The sequence below is a fragment of the Nostoc sp. genome (assembly GCF_036919895.1).
GTDB lineage: Bacteria > Cyanobacteriota > Cyanobacteriia > Cyanobacteriales > Nostocaceae > Nostoc.
On the sequence record NZ_JBALBW010000070.1, the window covers coordinates 77,178 to 96,148 of the forward strand.

Genomic DNA, 18,971 nt, shown 5'->3' on the forward strand with positions numbered 1-18,971 from the left:
TGAATTAGAGTAGCAATTTATTGCGCTTTTATAATATGCAAATCTCTGAACTTGTCAAATTTTAATTTTTTCTGCTTGAGAAACCCGGAATGCTAGACCAAATTTTTGATTACCTCGACTTTCATTTCAGCCTTGAAGCCCTTATAGTTCTGTCGATCCTGGTGGTTTTAGAGGCGCTGTTATCTGCCGATAATGCGATCGCCCTAGCTGCGATCGCAAAGGGGTTGGAAGATAAGGAACTAGAGCGTAGAGCTTTGAACTTTGGTTTAGTCGTTGCTTATGTGCTGCGAATCAGCCTGATTCTCACAGCCACTTGGGTGCAACAATTCTGGCAATTTGAATTATTGGGCGCTACTTATCTACTGTGGTTGGTATTTCAACACTTTACCTCTCAAGAAAGTGAAGACGAGCATCATCACGGGCCGCGTTTTAATTCCTTGTTGCAAGCCATACCTGTGATTGCATTTACAGATTTGGCATTTTCTTTGGATAGCGTGACAACTGCGATCGCAGTTTCTCAAGAAAAATGGCTAGTGCTGACGGGTGCAACAATTGGGATTATTACGCTGCGATTCATGGCGGGATTGTTTATCCGTTGGCTAGACGAATACGAAAACCTAGAAGACGCAGGCTATGTAACTGTAGCGTTCGTAGGCTTGCGCCTGTTGTTGAAAGTGGTGAACGATAATTTAGTTCCACCAGAATGGATCATGATTACTGCCATCTTCCTGATTTTAGGCTGGGGATTTTCCAAGCGTGCTGACACTGAAGTGCAGGAGTTAGAACCAGAAAAGAGCGAAGTCTCAAAATAAAAATAGCAGGGAGTAGGGGGCAGGGGAAATAACTAAATTCCTAGTCCCCACTCCCCACTCCCTAATGCCTTACTCGTGCAACCAAGGGGTTATGTGTGGTTGCCAATTGACTAGTTCTTCATCTTTAAACCATAGGGCTATTTCATGTTTCGCGGTTTCTGGAGCATCAGAACCGTGAATCAAGTTACGGCCAATATTGATGCCAAAATCACCGCGAATTGTTCCCGGTTCGGATGTTAAGGGGTTCGTCGCACCAATAATCTTTCTAGCAGATGCAACAACACCATCACCTTCCCATACCATCGCCACCACTGGGCTAGAAGTGATAAATTCCACTAGACTAGCAAAGAATGGACGTTGACGGTGAACACCATAGTGTTGTTCAGCCAGTTCCTTACTGACTTTCAAGAACTTTAAACCAACTAGGGTAAAACCTTTGGTTTCAAAGCGACGGATAATTTCCCCCACTAATCCCCGTTGTACTCCATCTGGCTTAATTGCTAAAAATGTACGTTCCATTGCCATCTCCCAAAGCTTAATAAAGTTTTTATTTTGTCATTAGTCATTTGTCCTTTGTCTTTGTCCAAGGGTTTTGCACTAATGACCAATGACTAATGACCAATGACTCTTGACCAATCAGAGTTTATCTTAGAAATTATCTTTGGGTACATATACGTTCCCAAATGAATGCGTTAAATTGTTAAATTGTGGGCGAAAAACAGAGGTTAGGAAGAAATGGGTGTTGAGTCAACTGCTACATCTGACGAGGTGGTACAAGTACCGTCCAATGGACAAAAATCTGAAGTGAAAAATCCTAAACAAAAGAAACTTTTACCACCTACTACCACAGGAACTTTACCTCGCTCCTGGAAAATTGAGGATAGCGAAGAATTATACCGCATTGAAGGTTGGGGACAACCCTATTTTTCCATTAGCGCTGCTGGTCACGTCACCGTTTCACCCAAGGGCGATCGCGGTGGTTCCCTAGACTTGTTTGAATTGGTTAACTCCATGAAACAGCGCAACTTGGGACTTCCGATGTTGATTCGCTTTTCCGATATTTTGGAAGACCGGATTGAGCGGTTGAATGCTTGTTTTGCCAAAGCGATCGCCCGCTACAACTACCCTGGTGTATACAGGGGTGTGTTTCCTGTCAAATGTAACCAAGAGCGGCATTTGATTGAAGATTTAGTTAAATTTGGCAAACCTCATCAATTTGGCTTAGAAGCTGGTTCCAAGCCAGAATTAATGATTGCTCTGGCTGTCCTCGATACACCAGGAGCATTGTTAATTTGCAACGGCTACAAAGACCGAGAATACATCGAAACGGCAATGTTAGCCCAAAGACTAGGACAAACACCAGTCATCGTTATTGAACAGATTGAAGAGGTTGATTTGGTAATTGATGCCAATCGCCAGTTAGGTATTAAGCCGATATTAGGTGTCCGTGCTAAACTCAGTACCCAAGGTATGGGACGTTGGGGAACCTCTAGTGGCGATCGCGCTAAATTTGGTTTGACAATGCCGGAAGTCATTGAGGCTGTTGATAAGTTACGCGAAGCTAACCTGCTTGATTCTTTGCAGTTGATGCACTTCCATATCGGCTCACAAATTTCTGCTATCAATGTAATTAAAGATGCCATCCAAGAAGCCAGCCGCATTTATGTGGAATTGTCCATGCTAGGGGCAGATATGAAATACCTTGATGTTGGTGGTGGCTTAGGCGTAGATTATGATGGCTCCCAAACCAACTTCTATGCGTCGAAAAATTACAACATGCAAAATTATGCTAACGACATAGTTGCAGAGTTAAAAGATACCTGTGCAGAGCGCCAAATTACCGTACCAACACTGATTAGTGAAAGTGGACGAGCGATCGCTTCCCATCAATCGGTGCTGATTTTTGATGTTCTTAGTACCAGCGATGTCCCCCTTGATTCACCAGAACCTCCACAAGAGGGAGAATCCCCAATAATTAATTACCTTTGGGAAAGCTACCAATCCATCAACCAAGAGAATTACCAAGAGTTGTATCACGACGCGGCCCAATTCAAAGAAGAAGCCATCAGCCGCTTCAACTTAGGAATTTTACGCCTTAGAGAACGAGCCAAAGCCGAACGTCTCTACTGGGCTTGTTGCCAGAAAATTTTGAACATCACCAGACAGCAAGAATACGTACCCGATGAACTAGAAGACCTTGAAAAAATCATGGCTTCCATCTACTACGTTAATATGTCAGTGTTTCAATCAGCACCAGATTGTTGGGCAATAGATCAGCTTTTCCCCATCATGCCAATTCATCGTTTGGATGAAGAACCAATCCGGCGGGGAATTTTAGCAGACCTCACCTGCGATAGTGATGGTAAAATAGACCGCTTCATTGACCTGCGCGATGTCAAATCGGTTTTAGAGCTACACACCTACAAGCCTGGAGAACCCTATTATTTAGGAATGTTCTTGAATGGAGCTTACCAAGAAATCATGGGCAATTTGCACAACCTATTTGGCGATACTAACGCTGTTCACATCCAATTAACGCCCAAAGGCTACCAGATTGAACACGTTGTCAAAGGCGACACCATGAGCGAAGTCGTAAGCTACGTTCAGTATGACTCCGAAGATATGGTAGAAAACATTCGCCAGCGTTGCGAGAAAGCATTAGAAGAAAAACGTATCACCCTAGCAGAATCCCAGCGATTACTGCAAACTTACGAGCAGAGTCTTAGAAGATATACGTACTTAAATAGTTAGGGACTGGGGACTGAGGACTGGGGACTGGGGACTGGGGACTAAAAGAGAGTAAAGAATGGGGACTAGATAGGAAAGTTTTTCCCAATACCTAATACCCAATACCTAATACCCAGTCCCCAATACCTATTCCCTAATTCGCGTTTGTTCCCAGCAATTCCTCTATTGCTTGTCGCTCAACAGGGGTGTGTGATGGCGGTGTCTGACGGGCATCGGTAATCAGCCAGTCTAAAGCCGCAGCTTGGACATCTATGGCGGCTCCAGTTTTATCCACACAATAACGCCCAAACACCAGCTTATCAACTAAGCGGACTCCTGGCCCCAGGCGCGACCATTCAAAAATCACGCTATTTTCTACTGTTGCGCCACTACATATCCAACAATTGGGGCCAATCATCGCTGGGCCGACAATTTTCGCTCCGTCTTCTATTCTCGTCATCCCGCCAATGTAAACTGGGCCTGTGATATCTACTTTGTCCCAATTTACAGCGACATTTAAGCCAGTATAAATACCAGGGGCAACTTCATGACCGGGAATTTGCACATTTTTTATTTCACCCAGCAGTACACCACGAATCGCCCGCCAATAGTCTGGGACTTTACCAATATCTACCCATTCAAACTCCATTGGGATGGCATAGAAGGGGGCTTTGATTTCTACTAATTTGGGAAACAATTGGCTTCCAATGTCGTATTCGACATCAGAGGGGATATAATTAAATACCTCTGGTTCAAAGATGTAAATACCTGTATTGATGTTGGTGCTGAGGGCTTCTTCAGTTGAGGGTTTTTCTTGGAAAGCTTTAACACGCCCTTCTTCGTCAGTAACTACCACACCGTAGCTAGAAACTTCTTCCTTGGGGACAGATTTTGTAACAATAGTAGCGATCGCTCCTTTGGATTTATGCCACTTCACTGCGGCAGTTAAATCCAGGTCAATCAAAGCATCACCGCATAACACCACAAAGGTATCATCAAAAAACGGTGAGAAGTCTTGGATACGCCGCATTCCTCCAGCAGAACCGATTGCTTCTCCCTCCAGTTTACCTTCGTCATCAATTTTCCCTTCAAAGGAATAGGCAATCTGCACCCCAAACCGTTGACCATCACGAAAATAGTTTTCTATTTCTTCAGCCAAATGACTAACGTTGACCATAATCTGGTCAAATCCATGTTGGCGTAACAGTTCCAGCAAGAACTCCATCACTGGCTTTTGCAGGATGGGAATCATTGGTTTGGGAATTGTGTAGGTAATTGGACGCACGCGAGTACCCTTACCAGCCGCGAGAATCATCGCTTTCATAAAAATTTATTCCTCAACCACAAGCCAGTTTACTTTTATCAAGTGATACTTAATCATCAGTTTTATTTCTGCTGTAAGTCATCCCCCAAACAGGGATAACAGGAATTTAGTGGTTATTGCAACCATAAGTATACTTAGATGACAAGCGATCGCTTATCTTTTCAGGGTAACTGAAGAACCAAACATTTTAAAACCCCTCATTTGTATGAAGGGTTAATGCATCAAGTCATTTTAGCGGATTGTTCCAGAACAGTACCCATTCCCAGACGCATTTTAAAAGTGTCGTGGCTGCGGTTACGTCAAATCCGTTTGGTATCGCCAGCTAAACGCTTGACGATGGTTTCTCCGTTTTTGCGATCGCGTTCTGCGTGCCGGAGGCGATCGCGCATATTATTTATAGTAAATTTAACTAGTAATTCAGTTAATTATAGTAATTAATGTGACTATTCTAGAAAATATTTGCTATCACATCAGGATTTCATATAATTTATATGGTAAATATCTAGATATTTTTAACTAATTCAGATAAGATAATAAATTTGTCTGTTGCGTCACACTTCCTTTGTATATGTCCAAAACTTACACCGTAGAAATTAATCACCAAGGCAAAATTCATACATTGCAAGTCCCCGAAGATAAAACGATATTATCAGTTGCCGATGCTGCTGGTTTGGAACTGCCAAGTTCTTGCAATGCAGGGGTTTGTACAACTTGCGCCGGTCAAATATCTGAAGGAACTGTGGATCAAGCTGATGGTATGGGCGTTAGTCCAGATTTACAAAAGCAAGGTTACGTGTTGCTTTGTGTTGCCAAACCCCTTTCTGATTTGAAAGTTGAGACAGAAAAGGAAGACATCGTTTATCAGTTACAATTTGGCAAAGACAAATAATCTGCGAACAGTTATCAGTATATCGGATGATTATTCATAACTGAATAACTGTTCACTGGAGATTACTAAACCTGATGGATAACATAAGTATTTCATTGCAACTGACATCAGCTATTCTAGAAACTACAAATTAACAGGATTTCCCAAGATGACCACTCATTTTATTACCGCAGAAATTGATTTACAAGAAACTCCCGCAGAATTACTAGAAGTAATTGAAACAGAATTGAAGAAACAAGGTGAACCCCTCCGTTGGGCTGTTACCTCTGTAGATGTTAAAGAACAAAAAGCTACAGTTGAAGCCGTGGTAACTACAGTCAAGAGTTAGGAGTTAGGAGTTAGGAGTTAAAAGTTATGAGTTGATGGCTTCTGATTTCTATAATTCATAACTCATCACTTAAAATGAATCGTCCATACACAGCTATCTTAATTGTGCCAACTGGCGTTGGGGCTGCCATTGGGGGTTATGCAGGTGATGCTTTACCTGTTGCCAAAGTTATGGCACAGGTTTGCGATCGCCTAATTACTCACCCCAATGTCCTTAACGGCGCAAGTTTGTACTGGAATCTCCCTAACGCTTTCTATGTTGAAGGTTACGGGCTTGACAAATTTGCGTCTGGATGCTGGGGTTTGCGTCCAGTCCGCAACAACAAAGTAGGTTTGCTTTTAGACCAAGGCATTGAGCCAGAGTTACGGCTACGACATATACAAGCTGCCGATGCAGTCAGAGCAACTCTGGGATTGACCTTAACAGATTATGTAATTACAGATGCACCATTAAATGTAGAATTACGGACTACAGCATCAGGAGCTAGTTGGGGAACAATTGGCAACCCAGATAGTTTGTTAAGGGCAGCTGAGATATTAATAAAAAAAGCGGGGGCAGAAGCGATCGCAGTTGTTGCCCGTTTCCCCGATGATATGGACTCAGAAGCAGTACAAAAATACCGCCAGGGTGAAGGCGTTGATTCCTTAGCAGGTGCAGAAGCCGTAATTAGCCATTTGCTAGTGCGAACCTTTCAAATTCCTTGCGCCCATTCTCCCGCCCTTTTGAGCGAACCTCCCCAACCTGATTTATCCCCCCGTTCCGCCGCCGAAGAATTAGGTTATACCTTTTTGCCGTGCGTCCTTGTAGGATTAAGTCGTGCCCCACAATTTATAATAGAGAAAAGAGCGATTGCATCAGATAAAGGAGATATTTGGGCAGATGAAGTGGATGCTGCGATCGCACCTGCAAATGCTTGTGGTAGCAGTGCCTTACTGAGTTTAAGCCAAAGACGATGCCAAATAATTACAGTAGAAGAAAATAAAACTCTGATCGAAGTTCCTCCCCAAGCGTTGGGGATCAGAGCTATACAGGTAAACTCATATTTGGAAGCAGTAGGCGTATTAGTAGCACACAAAGCAGGCATCAACCCTTCCGCCCTCCGTCCCAAATTATTACCTTTGCAGCCAGTAATTAAAAGTTAGGAGTTAGGAGTTAGGAGTTAGAAGTTATTTCTCTCTCGCTCCCTGCCCCCTGCCCCCTGCCTCGCCCGCCCCTTTCGCCTTAAAAAACCTGTGGTTGAACAACAAAAGCAAGAGCCAGAAATTCCATATCTGACACGCATCCAAGTCCTTGGGGCGATGGGAGCGACTGCAATCATTTTGTTGATAGTCGCCAAATTGTCATTGCACTTTGGTAACTTTTCCCTATTTTCCTGGAAGTGGAACCAGAAGGATTTGCTGTTGGGTGTAGGATTGGGGTTTGTCATCACCGCGTTAAGTGGCATAGCCTATCGCGTTTGGACTCCCTACCGTAAAAGTGCAGATTATTATTTAGAAGTGGTACTAAAGCCCTTAGCCTTACCAGACTTAATTTGGCTGGGGTTGCTACCGGGTTTGAGTGAAGAATTATTATTTCGGGGTGTAATGCTGTCAGCTTTAGGCTTGGATAATGTCGCTGTCATTGTATCTAGTCTTTGCTTTGGCATCTTGCATTTTAGTGGTTCTCAACAATGGCCTTATGTCATTTGGGCAACGATTGTCGGGATGATATTGGCATATAGTGCCTTGCTCACGGGAAACTTATTAGTGCCGATTGTCGCTCACATGATTACTAATTGGACTTCTAGCTATTTCTGGAAAATGTGGCAATTGCGGCAATTAAAAAATACGTAGAAATCACTGCGTAGGCGTAGTTCATAGCCAGAACCCCGACTTATTGAAAAAGTCGGGGTTCTAAATTCAGCTTAAGTAAGTGACGTTAAGGTTAGTGGATTTTTGGATGAAGAAGCTGCCAGAGCGATCGCTAATGGTAAAATTCGATGTTCCTGAATTTGAATCCTGGCGTGGAGTGTTTCTGCTGTATCATCCGGCAATACTGGGACTGCGGCTTGGATTAAAATGGGGCCGCTATCCATTTCTAAACAAGCTATATGTGCCGTACAACCAGTAATTTTTACCCCAGATGCCAAAGCTTGTTCTACAGCATGGATTCCCTTGAAACTAGGTAACAAACTAGGATGGATATTAATAATCCTCTCAGGAAAGGCATCAATAAAAACTGAGGTTAACAATCGCATCCAACCCGCCAAAATCACCCATTCCACATCGTAGTGTCGCAATGTCTGCACAATCTTCTCATCCAACTCTTCTCGAATTTTATAGTTGCGGTGATTTAATAAAACAGCTTCTACACCTCTATTGGCTGCTTTGACGGCTGCTTTCGCCGAGGGGTTATTGTAAATTAAAACTTGAATTTGGGCATTTAGCTGTCCATCTTGGATAGCTTGAGCAACTACATCAAAATTGCTGCCATTCCCAGAAGCCATAATTCCCAGTTTTAAAGGTGCGACTTGTTGGCAAACATCGCTAATGCTGGGAGAAACCAAGCTCAGGCTAAAATCAGGGCGGAGGGTCATAACAGCTAAGAGGGAAAATTATAGATGCAAAAAAAATATACTAAGTCGTGGTTAGACAATGATACAGCCGCCGCCTGGATTTTTCTCACACCAGCACTAATTTTACTAGGCGTTTTTGTCATTTGGCCGATCGCTTATTTGTTTTACCTCAGCTTCACCTCTGGTAGCTTCACTTTAAAAGGTATTTATTGGATAGGCTTAAAAAACTATTGGCGCTTGCTACTCAACTCCGACTTCTGGCAAGTTCTGGGTAACACCTTTTATTTTACAGTTGCTACCATCATTCCCAGTATAGTTATTTCCTTGGGCTTGGCAGTGCTATTAAACCGCTCTATTCCCTTGCGGGGAATCTTGCGGAGTGCCTATTTTTTGCCTTCGATTATCTCACTGGTGGCAGCTGGTTTAGGATTTCGCTGGCTGTTTCAAACATCAGGGCCAGTTAACGGACTTTTAGATTTTTTTGGTATTCCAGCCATCTCCTGGCTAGGAGATACATTTTGGGCAATGCCGGTAATTATTTTAATGAGTATTTGGAAACAACTGGGTTTCAATATGGTAGTTTTTTTAGCAGGGTTGCAAGCAATTCCTCCCAGTCGTTATGAAGCGGCAGATTTAGATGGAGCAAATGCTTGGCAACAATTTTGGTATATTACTCTGCCTGGATTGCGCCCTACTGTAATATTTGCAATCATCACTACCGCGATTTTTACATTGCGGAGTTTTGAGCAAGCTTATGTGATGACTGGTGGAGGCCCACTGAATTCGACTAATTTGCTGGTTTATTACATTTATCAAGAAGCTTTTGCTCAATTTGACTTTGGTTATGCCGCCGCCGCCGCGACGGTATTACTAGCAGTGACGATGGTACTAGTTTATTTGCAACTGCAAACTTGGGGAGAGGAGTAGGGGCAGGGGGAAATGTTTTGGAAGTTGCTAAATCATGCCGCAAATATGCAATGCCAAAAAATGTAGAGTTTTTATTTTTTTGATAGGCTGCGATATTCCCAAGGATTAACAAATTTAGTGTCACTCCAAACACCAAGCCGTTGTTGTTTCGCTTCAGCTTCGGCTTGTTGCACTAAGTCTTTGCTAGGACACTTGTTTAAATAGGGACGATACACTTTTGCCAATCCTTCTTGTAACAATACCTGTTGCACAAAAGTACCATTTTGTAAACGGACTTCGGCAATTTTGCGCCCATAGCGATCGCTATCTGTGATATTTAAAGTGACGCGATCGCCTCCTTGTTGGACTAGTTGTTGCACCCGTTCTTGAGCTTTCACACCCCAAGTAAATTGATTGCGATCGCTAGTGCGTTTACTCTGTTTTTCTTTGTTGGTATGAGCAATTTCTGGCGCATCTACACAAGCAAAGCGCACGCTAAAGTTTTTGCCATTGGCATCTTTAACTACTATAGTATCGCCATCACTGACTCGCTCAACTGGTTCTCCATATCTACCAGTAAAGCGATCGCAGCCAAGCAAACCCACAATCATGATAGTTGCACAAAGCCAAAATCGCACTGGTTTAATTAATTTATCCATCCCAACTTACCTACATTACCTCTGTGGGATGATATTAGCAAAATGACCAGATATATTTGTTAACTGCTGACATACTGCCACGGACAATCAATTCCAAATCATAAGACCCTCTGGCGACAACCGAATAGAAAATGCGGATTAGTATAAGAATTGTAACCTTCCAATTATCAGTGGCAATTTTTGATGAACTTCTTAACTCACATTTTGCATCTAGCTGGTTCAGGAGCCTTTGCCTATTACTCTGCTGCTCAAATTCGTGATTCTAAAACCCGTCCTAACATCCTTGCGGGGTTTTATTTTGCTGAATCGGGTTCCGTACCATTTTTATCTGCACTTAGCGATCGCGCCGCAGCTGAAGGCGATACATGGCTAGCCGCAAAACTAGCAAAACATGCATCAGATGAAACTAGGCATGGTCAAATTTTTGCCCACGCCTTACAACAGATGAATAAACAAGTTATAGATTTTAAGCGTCAACCCCAAACTACATCTACAAATAAATCACAACAGCAGCGTAGCCCCTTTTTCGCAGCATTCTTTGAAGGCTATACCCAAGAACAACTTAAACCGGCTGTCATTGACTGGGATGTGTTTATGGCTAGCACATATATTCTGGAGTTAGATGCTAGTAAAGACTTTGCGCGAATGGCGAAAGTATTACCTGATAACGATCCACCCGCTCGTAATTTAAAGTTAGGAATGCTAAATATTGCCCAAGATGAAACTGGACATGCTGCTTATCTCTACGAAGCGATGATGCGACGGATGTCTGCTGCCAAAGTGCAAAAACTTGTAGATATGTGGCGAACCCAGAAGGTAAACGCCTTGCTAGCAATGGTTGGTGGTATCCTTCAGCGTAATGGCGAAACGCGATCGCTAGTCCAAGACAGTGCGCCGTCAGAAATCGATTCTGAGTTGATAGCTACGTAGTTATCGATATTCTTAAGTATCTAATGTTCAAAAAATTGAGCATATTTAACAGCTAGCTGGAAAGGCAGGATCTCTGCCTTTGTACTTTCTATAAAAAAACTATGAAAGCTGAAGCAGAAAACAATAGCAGGCTGACTTGTGAAGTAGAAACTACCCTAAAAATTATAGGAGGACGTTGGAAAGTTTTAATTATTAGAGAATTAATGATTAGCGTTAAACGTTTTGGTGAATTGCAACGAGCTTTACCTGGAGTTACCCAAAAGGTTCTAACCCAACAACTTAGAGAAATGGAGGAAGACGGCATTATTCATCGAGAAGTTTATGCCCAAATTCCGCCCAAGGTAGAATATTCGCTAACACCTTTAGGAGAAACTTTGCAACCAATCCTCTATGCGATGCATGAATGGGCTATTCAACATTCAAATATCACAAATCGTCATCAATATTGATGATAGGTAAGAAATAATAATTATTAATTTTCAAATTGAACTAGCAGATTTATCTGTAGAATTTTGAATTGTTCATTCATTGTTTCGTAAATATTCAATCGCCGCCTCTAATTTTGAGGAATAACTTTCAGCAAACCTTTCAAACCAAAGTCCTTCGGACGAAAGCGGATCTACTTTGGCTAACCATTTTTTTGCCTGTACTTTCAAAGCCTCTAATTGTTTAGCTTTGAGTTTTTCTTGTCTAATTCCTTCCTGTTCTAGTTCTTGCTGTCTTTTTAACTCAATAGCAGCATCCTCTTGGGCAAAATCAGCCTTAACTTCTGCTAAAAGGTTATCCATAAAAGATGCCGACTTGGGCGATGATGGAATAAACGATTTGGCTGTGGCTGATTTTGACTGCTGCTGTTGTGGTTGTACTGCTTTGTATTCAGTTTCGAGTTCGGCTAACAGCTTATCAATGGAATCCATTTTTGCAATTCCTAATAAATAGTATAGCTAGTCATTAATGGCATTAAGTAGAACTTCCGATAAACTCATATCTTCCATATCTTCCATAGTAATGGTGTCACAGATATCAAATTTAGCGCCAGCACTTTGAAGTTCATCGTCTAAGACTTTGAGAAAACGGGTAGCTTGGGGATCTACGCCGACTTGAATGAAGGAAATGGCTAATTCTTCATCTCGATCGATGCGGCGAGAAGCCTCAATAATTACCTTCATAACTGCTTTGCGATCGTCCGGTTCACCGTCAGTAACTACTAAAATTGTTTCACCATTTGGCTTTGTTTTACCAGACGCTTTGCGTTGTAAGTAATCATCAGTTGCGTGTTTTAACACACCTGCTAAGTCGGTTGTGCCGGAAGGATCATTTTCTCGAAAAATTTGCGATACTATGCTGGATGTCACATTTTCATATCGCTTAAATTTACCAGAAAATACATAGATGGTGATCCCATCGGGGTCAAATTGCTCACACTTGCTAGCTAAAGCTAAAGTAGATTCCTGTGCCGCTAACCATCTACTTCTACCACCCTTTTGATCTTGGGTGGCCATGCTGCCGCTTTTGTCGATAATTAACGTATAGTCACGATTTTCTAGCATTATTCAATTCTCCAGTTAAAAGTTATTGGACTTTAATGCATTAGTCAGTTATTGCGTTTGTCAATACATCTACCAGACTCATTTCTTCTAAATCGTCTAAAGTAACCGTGTCACAAATATCAAATTTAGCGCCGACACTTTCCAGCTGGTCATCCAAAGCTTTGAGGAACTTAGTTGCTTGAGCATCTGAACCGACTTGAATAATCGAAATTCCTAATTCTTCATCACGCTCCATCTGGCGAGTAGCATGAATGATCACTTCAAATACAGCTTTGCGATCGTCTGGTTCACCATCAGTGATAACTAAAATTGTCTCTCCATTTGGCTTACTTTTACCGGCAGCTTTGCGTTGAAAGTAATTATTGAGTGCATCCTGAAGCACACCTGCTAAGTTTGTCGTCCCAGCAGGGTCATTTTCGAGAAATACCTGTGCAACTTTAGCTGAGGTGACATCATCGTAGCGTTTAAATCTACCGGAAAACAAGTAAACGGTGATGCCATCGGGGTCAAACTGTTCAGCCTTTCTTGCCAAGGCAAGAGTAGACTCTTGGGCGATCTCCCATCTAGTTCTACCACCCACTTGGTCTGGAGTGGACATACTACCACTTTTGTCAATGATTATTGTATAGTCGCGATCGCTCATCATAATTTTCCTATGGTTGTTACCGTGTAATTCTAGTTTAACTCCGTTTTTTTACCAGTAAGCAAGGCTTTTAAGCTTTTGTATCAATTATGCTACTAAAAAAACCTACCACAGATGATGAGTGCGATTGCCTAGCATCAGTATTCCAACAGAAAACAAAATTTTCCTAGTCCCCAGTTCCCTGAAAACACTCAAAATTAAAGATTGACTTGATTGTTGCATCCATTATTTAGTCTGGGAATAATAAATACTAATCATCCTGACACAGATGAAACTAAATAAATGTGAGTTTAAGAAACCTCTCCCTACCGTGAAATTTCGTTCAACTCTTTCCCTCTCTGACTCAGAGAGGGACAGTTTTGGGTAGTAAGACCAGGGAGAGATTTCTTTATTGCTTAATTTTAAAGATAAACTCCAGTATGAACCATCATAGATTCTTAGATAACCCCGCCCAAAAACAAAACACACACCAGCAAACCTTTTCGCTGGCATTTCTGTATCAGACGATCGATGCCATCTCTGACCCAATTTTTGTTAAAGACCGTCAACATCGCTGGGTATTAATTAACGATACTTACTGTGATTTCGTCGGTTATAGCCGAGAAGAATTAATTGGCAAATCAGACTATGATTTTTTTCCGCAAGCAGAAGCTGATGTGTTTCGACAAAAAGATGAACTAGTTTTCACCACAAATATTACTAATGAGAACCAGCATCTTTTTACCGATGCTCAGGGTATAACTCATCTCATCTCTACAAAAAAGTCTTGCTTTGAGGATGAGACTGGTAACAAATTTCTGGTAGGTAGTGTTCGAGACATTATTCTACAGGATGAAACTGGGAAATTTCTGGGTGTAACTGACAGAGTTACCGATTTGACTGAACTCATGCAAACCTGTGAAGCACTTCAGGAAACCCTAGAAGAACTGCGCCAACAAAACCAAAAACTAGCGATCGCTTGTGAAATGGCAGAATTAGAGTGGCGGCGTTACCAAGATTTGTTCAATCTCGCCCCAGATGCTTATTTAGTGACTGATGTTGACGGCATCATCAAAGAGGCTAACTATGTAACCGCAGCCTTACTATCTGTGAGACAAAACTATCTGGTAGGCAAATCATTCATTATCTTTATCGCTGAAGCAGATCGCCAAACCTTCATGAACAAACTGGCAAATTTGCAGCAGATACAAGATTGGGAAGTCGATCTACAGTCACGAGGAGGTACAACCTTTCCTGCTAGTATCAAGATGGTTGCTATGTATGATTCACAAGGTCAGCAGGTCGGCTGGCGTTGGTTACTTTGCGACATCAGCGAACAACAAGCCATACTGCGCTTACGCCAACAAGCAGAGAAAGACCTACACCGCATTAATGCTGTACTCCAAGCTCAACAAGAAGCTTCCATCGACGGAATTTTAATTATTGATGAAAATCGTATAGTTACATCATCAAATCAGAAATTCTCCCAGTTATGGCAAATTCCTGCCGCACTGCTTCAAACAGGCGACAGTCGCCAACTCGTGGGATGGGTACTAGACCAACTAGTAAATCCAGACGAATTTCTGGGTAAAGTGGAATATCTTTATCAGCATCCAGAGGAAAGCAGCCGCGATCAAATTTTGCTCAAGTCTGGAAAGATTTTTGAGCGTTATTCTGCACCCGTGCATAAACAGCAAGGCGCTTGTGGTGAAACATCAGCTTTAAAAGACTATTACGGTAGAATTTGGTACTTTCGCGACATTACCGAATACAAACAAGCCGAAGCAGAACTTAGGACTTCACAGCAAAGGCTAGCATTGCTGATTGAACAAACACCTTTAGCCATTATTGAATGGAATACCAACTTTGAGGTTCAAACATGGAATCGGGCAGCAGAAGGAATGTTTGGATACACCACAGAGGAAATGTTGGGTAATCGTTTTGAGATCATAGTACCTGAAAACGCCAGAAAGCACGTAAATGAGATTATCACAGCCCTCTTAACCCAACGTGGAGGCAGTTTTAGTGTCAACGATAACATCACTAAAGATGGTAAAACGATAGTCGGTGAGTGGTATAACAACCCATTGGTAACTCCTGATGGACAGGTGGTTGGTATTGCTTCAATGGTGTTAGACATCACAGAACGCAAACGCGCTGAAGAAGAACAGCAAAAATTTGTAGCGTTGGTTGAAAACAGCAGTGACTTTATTGGCATTTCTTCAATGGAAGGGCAAGTTGTCTATGTGAACCCTGCCGGACTCAAGATGGTGGGGCTTAGTAGTCTAGAAGCAGCTAAAACAAAGTCAGTAGTTGATTTTCATTCACCAGAAGCTTTTGCCGAGTTCCAGCAACAAATTACTCCTTTGATGCTTCAACATGGTTTTTGGCAAGGCGAGTTTCGCCATAGACATTTTCAAACAGGCATAGAAATTCCCACTGATTGCAGCCTGTTTATGGTTAAACATCCTGAAACAGGAGAGCCTTTCTGTCGGGTAGCTGTTGCTAGGGATATTACAGATCGGAAACAAGCCAAAGAAGCCCTGCTAAAGTCGGAAGCGCAACTAAGGCAACAAGCCCAAGAACTCAAAGAAGCCTTCCGCGAACTTCAAAACACCCAAACTCACTTAATTCAAAGTGAAAAGATGTCCAGCTTGGGTCAATTAGTCGCAGGAGTAGCACACGAAATCAACAACCCGGTAAATTTTATCTATGGCAACCTGACTCCTGCCAAAGAATACACCCAAGATTTACTTTCACTTTTGCAACTCTACCAAAGTAATTATCCTGAACCCATCTCAGAAATTCAGGATTTTGTAGAACAAATTGAACTGGACTTTTTGAAGTCAGATTTACCAAAAATACTAGACTCAATGAAAGTTGGGGCAGACCGCATTCGAGAGATTGTACTTTCCCTACGAACTTTTTCGCGCTTGGATGAAGCCGAAATGAAAGCTGTTGATATCCATGAGGGAATCGACAGTACTCTGATGATCTTGCAAAACCGCATCAAGGGTAATAAGCAACACCCGATAATTGAAATAATCAAAGAATACGACAAACTACCCTTGGTTGAATGTTACGCCGGGCAGCTAAACCAAGTATTCATGAATATTTTGTCAAATGCGATCGATGCTTTAGAAGAAAGAGTGGGTAGTGTAGATGAGGCAAACAAAGGGAATAACCAATACCCAATTCCGACAATTCGCATTTGCACTCAACTACAAGATTCAAATCAGGTAATAATTAGGATTGCCGATAATGGATTGGGAATATCAGAAGATTTTAAAAAACAACTATTTGACCCCTTCTTTACCACCAAGCCCATCGGCAAAGGTACGGGAATGGGACTTGCCATTAGCTACCAGATTGTTACAGAAAGACATGGTGGTTCCTTAAAATGTATTTCGCAGCTAGAACAAGGCGCTGAGTTTGTGATTAATATTCCCCTGATTCAAGATACTCAACATAATTCATAATTTTAAGAGTTTTCATCCCATTAAAAATTATGCTGTGTATTAATGTAAAAACATTGTTCTAGGTTTTATTAATCATTATTTGATGGTAAATAGACTCAGAGTGTAGAGGCAATTCATGAATTGCCCCTACAACAGATGTGGTTTTTCAAATCATTTATATTTGAACTTTCCTGTTAATAGGTAAGTCCTAACGGTAAGTCAAAAGAAAGTATTTCTACTACCATCATCTACTTCTCTTATAAAAGTAGTAATTACGAATTAGTAATTATCTCAATACCTCTACTTCTTGGACAACTTTCATTTGATCGAGAATTCCCCAAATTTCTTGTAGCATCGGCTCTAACCCCGTGCGGGTAACTGCTGAAATCACAAAAACCGGGGCGTAAGAAAGATGATTAAGTTGGGTAGCTAACGCCTCTAAATCAACATTTTCTCGATCGACTGCATCAATTTTGTTCAGCGCCAAAATTTGTGGGCGTTCTGCTAAACCCCGTCCATAAGCTTGTAATTCTTCCTTGATTGTGTTATAATCTCTAACCACATCATCACTAGTTGCATCAATCAAGTGAAGTAGCACTCGCGTGCGCTCGATATGACGCAAAAAATCATGTCCCAACCCAGCCCCATGAGCCGCTCCCTCAATTAGTCCGGGAATGTCGGCGAAAACAGTTCCATCGCCAGTGGGTTTCCGCACTACACCCAAATTTGGGATCAGGGTAGTGAAAGGATAGTCTGCAATTTTTGGACGTGCAGCTGATAAAGATGAAATTAAAGTGGATTTACCAGCATTTGGTAAGCCAATAATCCCAACTTCTGCCAAAAGTTTTAACTCTAGCCGCAACTGCTTTATTTCCCCTGGTAATCCTGGGAGGGCGTATTCTGGAGCGCGGTTACGGTTACTTAAGAAATGCTGATTTCCTAGTCCACCTTTACCACCTTGGGCAATGAGCAAAGTCTGCTGAGGCTCAATTAAATCCCCCAGCAGTTCGCCAGTTTCAGCATCATAAATGGTTGTACCACAAGGAACTTCGATGATTAAATCTTTTCCTCCTGCCCCAGTGCAGTTACTTGGCCCACCACGAGTTCCTTTTTCTGCCTGAAAGCGATGGTTATATCTGAAGTCCAGCAAGGTTTGTAGGTTTTCATCGGCAACGAAAAATACTGAACCGCCTCGTCCTCCATTACCACCAGAGGGGCCACCAGTCGGCACGTATTTCTCTCGCCGGAAGGCGACAATACCATCGCCGCCCTTACCAGCTTCAACTTCAATTTTTGCTTGATCGATAAATTGCATACTTAAATAAGAGTGAAAAGTGAGGAGTGAGGAGTTACAAATTATAACTCCTTACTCCTCATTCCTAACTCTAACTAAATATATGGCGAAACATCTTCACCACATTTATCTGCTAGATAAGAGAGGGCGCGAAAACGTAACCCCACCAGTTGCTCATACAAGGGGTTAATTTTACACATCGGCGGGATGTGGACAATCTTGCGTCCAAATAAGGTGACATCTCGCTCAAAGGGACACTGGGAGGGAATCATTTTACACAAAAAGCGGGCTACTCTTGGGTCTTGGATATCTAGCCTATCAAGCCAGTCACGCAGGGGGTATAATGCATTAATTTGACGCTTTGTAAGTCCAGGGCTGGGGATAATGGGGGTAACTTGCTGTGGGTTCTCTAGGGTGTGGCGAAGGGCTTCTAGTAAATTCTCTGGCTGTTCTAAGGCTTGACAGAACTGATGTAGAACCTCATCTTCGCTGGGGGAATAAGTACCATCTGCGATCGCTACCATGATCGCAGTCCTTAAGAAATTTTCTGCGGCTGGTGTACCTTTACCCAACACTGCGGCTAATTCTTCTGGCGTAATTACCTCTAATGAGTCCCATTTTATCTTAGGAGCTAATTCATCTTTGGTGATGTTGGCAATTAATTCCTGTTCTTGGGCATCAAAATTACCATCTGCCCAAGCAATGGTGAGCAGTCCACGCAACCAAGCGGCAATCTGTTCGCTACTGTAGGGGGATTGAACGGTACTTGTCATAAACTCACGTCTCAAGCTTTCCTCAGTCACTACTAAGCTACCCTAACCAGTGACTATGAAGATAGTGGGGCAGCAGAAAAAATAAATCAGATTTCAAATCGCAAAGTCGGTCTTAGGGTAAAATCCATTTATACTATTATTGAGA

General features: G+C 42.2%; 19 protein-coding genes. 10 read left to right on the plus strand and 9 right to left on the minus strand.

Features of this window, described 5'->3' with window-relative positions; genetic code table 11:
• The first annotated feature begins 89 nt into the window (after positions 1–89).
• Positions 90–812, plus strand: a complete 723-nt coding sequence (locus V7K55_RS13810) for a TerC family protein (RefSeq protein WP_334832126.1) — start codon at positions 90–92, stop codon at positions 810–812.
• Positions 813–881: 69 nt separating this feature from the next.
• Here V7K55_RS13810 and ndk read toward each other — a convergent pair whose 3' ends face one another.
• Complete coding sequence (gene ndk, locus V7K55_RS13815) at positions 882–1,331, minus strand: nucleoside-diphosphate kinase (protein WP_094330425.1); 450 nt, start codon at positions 1,329–1,331, stop codon at positions 882–884.
• Between the two features lie 216 nt (positions 1,332–1,547).
• Between ndk and speA the strand changes: the two genes are divergently transcribed.
• On the plus strand, positions 1,548–3,563 hold the full coding sequence (gene speA, locus V7K55_RS13820; RefSeq protein ID WP_334832128.1) for a biosynthetic arginine decarboxylase: 2,016 nt from the start codon (positions 1,548–1,550) through the stop codon (positions 3,561–3,563).
• A gap of 130 nt (positions 3,564–3,693) precedes the next feature.
• Here speA and V7K55_RS13825 read toward each other — a convergent pair whose 3' ends face one another.
• On the minus strand, positions 3,694–4,863 hold the full coding sequence (locus V7K55_RS13825; protein ID WP_334832130.1) for an NDP-sugar synthase: 1,170 nt from the start codon (positions 4,861–4,863) through the stop codon (positions 3,694–3,696).
• A gap of 568 nt (positions 4,864–5,431) precedes the next feature.
• Between V7K55_RS13825 and V7K55_RS13830 the strand changes: the two genes are divergently transcribed.
• The 4 genes from V7K55_RS13830 (at position 5,432) to V7K55_RS13845 (ending at position 7,912) form a co-directional block, all read left to right on the plus strand.
• On the plus strand, positions 5,432–5,752 hold the full coding sequence (locus V7K55_RS13830; RefSeq protein ID WP_334832132.1) for a 2Fe-2S iron-sulfur cluster-binding protein: 321 nt from the start codon (positions 5,432–5,434) through the stop codon (positions 5,750–5,752).
• Positions 5,753–5,900: 148 nt separating this feature from the next.
• Entirely contained in the window at positions 5,901–6,080 is a 180-nt protein-coding gene (locus V7K55_RS13835; RefSeq protein ID WP_094343303.1) for a hypothetical protein, read from the plus strand.
• Positions 6,081–6,154: 74 nt separating this feature from the next.
• Positions 6,155–7,222 carry a DUF3326 domain-containing protein gene (locus V7K55_RS13840; protein WP_334832135.1) on the plus strand — a complete coding sequence of 356 codons (1,068 nt, stop codon included), beginning with the start codon at positions 6,155–6,157 and terminating at the stop codon, positions 7,220–7,222.
• Between the two features lie 90 nt (positions 7,223–7,312).
• Entirely contained in the window at positions 7,313–7,912 is a 600-nt protein-coding gene (locus tag V7K55_RS13845; RefSeq protein WP_334832137.1) for a CPBP family intramembrane glutamic endopeptidase, read from the plus strand.
• 71 nt (positions 7,913–7,983) lie between these two features.
• On the opposite strand, the gene purN is transcribed toward V7K55_RS13845, so the two are convergent.
• Entirely contained in the window at positions 7,984–8,655 is a 672-nt protein-coding gene (gene purN, locus V7K55_RS13850; RefSeq protein ID WP_334832139.1) for a phosphoribosylglycinamide formyltransferase, read from the minus strand.
• Between the two features lie 24 nt (positions 8,656–8,679).
• On the opposite strand from purN, the gene V7K55_RS13855 reads away from it, so the two are divergent.
• A complete protein-coding gene (locus tag V7K55_RS13855) occupies positions 8,680–9,561 on the plus strand; it encodes a carbohydrate ABC transporter permease (RefSeq protein ID WP_334832141.1) in 882 nt (293 codons plus the stop codon).
• A 71-nt stretch (positions 9,562–9,632) separates the two neighbouring features.
• Here the strand turns inward: V7K55_RS13855 and V7K55_RS13860 are convergent, their stop codons facing one another.
• The gene (locus tag V7K55_RS13860; protein WP_334832143.1) at positions 9,633–10,199 is read right to left on the minus strand and encodes a thermonuclease family protein; all 567 of its coding nucleotides are present in this window, start codon (positions 10,197–10,199) and stop codon (positions 9,633–9,635) included.
• A gap of 183 nt (positions 10,200–10,382) precedes the next feature.
• On the opposite strand from V7K55_RS13860, the gene V7K55_RS13865 reads away from it, so the two are divergent.
• Both V7K55_RS13865 and V7K55_RS13870 read left to right on the plus strand, forming a co-directional pair.
• On the plus strand, positions 10,383–11,129 hold the full coding sequence (locus tag V7K55_RS13865) for a ferritin-like domain-containing protein (protein WP_334832145.1): 747 nt from the start codon (positions 10,383–10,385) through the stop codon (positions 11,127–11,129).
• Between the two features lie 101 nt (positions 11,130–11,230).
• Entirely contained in the window at positions 11,231–11,578 is a 348-nt protein-coding gene (locus tag V7K55_RS13870; RefSeq protein WP_334832147.1) for a winged helix-turn-helix transcriptional regulator, read from the plus strand.
• Positions 11,579–11,650: 72 nt separating this feature from the next.
• Here V7K55_RS13870 and V7K55_RS13875 read toward each other — a convergent pair whose 3' ends face one another.
• The 3 genes from V7K55_RS13875 to V7K55_RS13885 are packed head-to-tail and all read right to left on the minus strand — an operon-like array spanning position 11,651 to position 13,325.
• The gene (locus tag V7K55_RS13875) at positions 11,651–12,046 is read right to left on the minus strand and encodes a salt stress protein, Slr1339 family (protein ID WP_334832149.1); all 396 of its coding nucleotides are present in this window, start codon (positions 12,044–12,046) and stop codon (positions 11,651–11,653) included.
• A 27-nt stretch (positions 12,047–12,073) separates the two neighbouring features.
• On the minus strand, positions 12,074–12,679 hold the full coding sequence (locus V7K55_RS13880) for a vWA domain-containing protein (protein ID WP_094332059.1): 606 nt from the start codon (positions 12,677–12,679) through the stop codon (positions 12,074–12,076).
• Positions 12,680–12,719: 40 nt separating this feature from the next.
• Complete coding sequence (locus V7K55_RS13885; protein ID WP_334832151.1) at positions 12,720–13,325, minus strand: vWA domain-containing protein; 606 nt, start codon at positions 13,323–13,325, stop codon at positions 12,720–12,722.
• 416 nt (positions 13,326–13,741) lie between these two features.
• Here V7K55_RS13885 and V7K55_RS13890 point away from each other — a divergent pair, with 416 nt between their 5' ends.
• Complete coding sequence (locus V7K55_RS13890; RefSeq protein ID WP_334832154.1) at positions 13,742–16,780, plus strand: PAS domain S-box protein; 3,039 nt, start codon at positions 13,742–13,744, stop codon at positions 16,778–16,780.
• A 265-nt stretch (positions 16,781–17,045) separates the two neighbouring features.
• Here V7K55_RS13890 and obgE read toward each other — a convergent pair whose 3' ends face one another.
• Together obgE and V7K55_RS13900 are read right to left on the minus strand one after the other, a co-directional pair.
• Positions 17,046–18,074, minus strand: coding sequence for a GTPase ObgE (gene obgE / locus V7K55_RS13895; protein ID WP_334832156.1), 1,029 nt, complete (start codon positions 18,072–18,074; stop codon positions 17,046–17,048).
• Between the two features lie 74 nt (positions 18,075–18,148).
• Positions 18,149–18,826, minus strand: a complete 678-nt coding sequence (locus V7K55_RS13900) for a Mo-dependent nitrogenase C-terminal domain-containing protein (protein WP_334832158.1) — start codon at positions 18,824–18,826, stop codon at positions 18,149–18,151.
• Positions 18,827–18,971 lie beyond the last annotated feature (145 nt).

Excerpts from the sequence above, each read along its gene's own strand:
- V7K55_RS13810 (WP_334832126.1), top strand. The coding sequence starts at position 90 with ATGCTAGACCAAATTTTTGATTACCTCGACTTTCATTTCAGCCTTGAA.
- ndk (WP_094330425.1), bottom strand. The coding sequence starts at position 1,331 with ATGGAACGTACATTTTTAGCAATTAAGCCAGATGGAGTACAACGGGGA.
- speA (WP_334832128.1), top strand. The coding sequence starts at position 1,548 with ATGGGTGTTGAGTCAACTGCTACATCTGACGAGGTGGTACAAGTACCG.
- V7K55_RS13825 (WP_334832130.1), bottom strand. The coding sequence starts at position 4,863 with ATGAAAGCGATGATTCTCGCGGCTGGTAAGGGTACTCGCGTGCGTCCA.
- V7K55_RS13830 (WP_334832132.1), top strand. The coding sequence starts at position 5,432 with ATGTCCAAAACTTACACCGTAGAAATTAATCACCAAGGCAAAATTCAT.
- V7K55_RS13835 (WP_094343303.1), top strand. The coding sequence starts at position 5,901 with ATGACCACTCATTTTATTACCGCAGAAATTGATTTACAAGAAACTCCC.
- V7K55_RS13840 (WP_334832135.1), top strand. The coding sequence starts at position 6,155 with ATGAATCGTCCATACACAGCTATCTTAATTGTGCCAACTGGCGTTGGG.
- purN (WP_334832139.1), bottom strand. The coding sequence starts at position 8,655 with ATGACCCTCCGCCCTGATTTTAGCCTGAGCTTGGTTTCTCCCAGCATT.
- V7K55_RS13855 (WP_334832141.1), top strand. The coding sequence starts at position 8,680 with ATGCAAAAAAAATATACTAAGTCGTGGTTAGACAATGATACAGCCGCC.
- V7K55_RS13860 (WP_334832143.1), bottom strand. The coding sequence starts at position 10,199 with ATGGATAAATTAATTAAACCAGTGCGATTTTGGCTTTGTGCAACTATC.
- V7K55_RS13865 (WP_334832145.1), top strand. The coding sequence starts at position 10,383 with ATGAACTTCTTAACTCACATTTTGCATCTAGCTGGTTCAGGAGCCTTT.
- V7K55_RS13870 (WP_334832147.1), top strand. The coding sequence starts at position 11,231 with ATGAAAGCTGAAGCAGAAAACAATAGCAGGCTGACTTGTGAAGTAGAA.
- V7K55_RS13875 (WP_334832149.1), bottom strand. The coding sequence starts at position 12,046 with ATGGATTCCATTGATAAGCTGTTAGCCGAACTCGAAACTGAATACAAA.
- V7K55_RS13880 (WP_094332059.1), bottom strand. The coding sequence starts at position 12,679 with ATGCTAGAAAATCGTGACTATACGTTAATTATCGACAAAAGCGGCAGC.
- V7K55_RS13885 (WP_334832151.1), bottom strand. The coding sequence starts at position 13,325 with ATGATGAGCGATCGCGACTATACAATAATCATTGACAAAAGTGGTAGT.
- V7K55_RS13890 (WP_334832154.1), top strand. The coding sequence starts at position 13,742 with ATGAACCATCATAGATTCTTAGATAACCCCGCCCAAAAACAAAACACA.
- obgE (WP_334832156.1), bottom strand. The coding sequence starts at position 18,074 with ATGCAATTTATCGATCAAGCAAAAATTGAAGTTGAAGCTGGTAAGGGC.
- V7K55_RS13900 (WP_334832158.1), bottom strand. The coding sequence starts at position 18,826 with ATGACAAGTACCGTTCAATCCCCCTACAGTAGCGAACAGATTGCCGCT.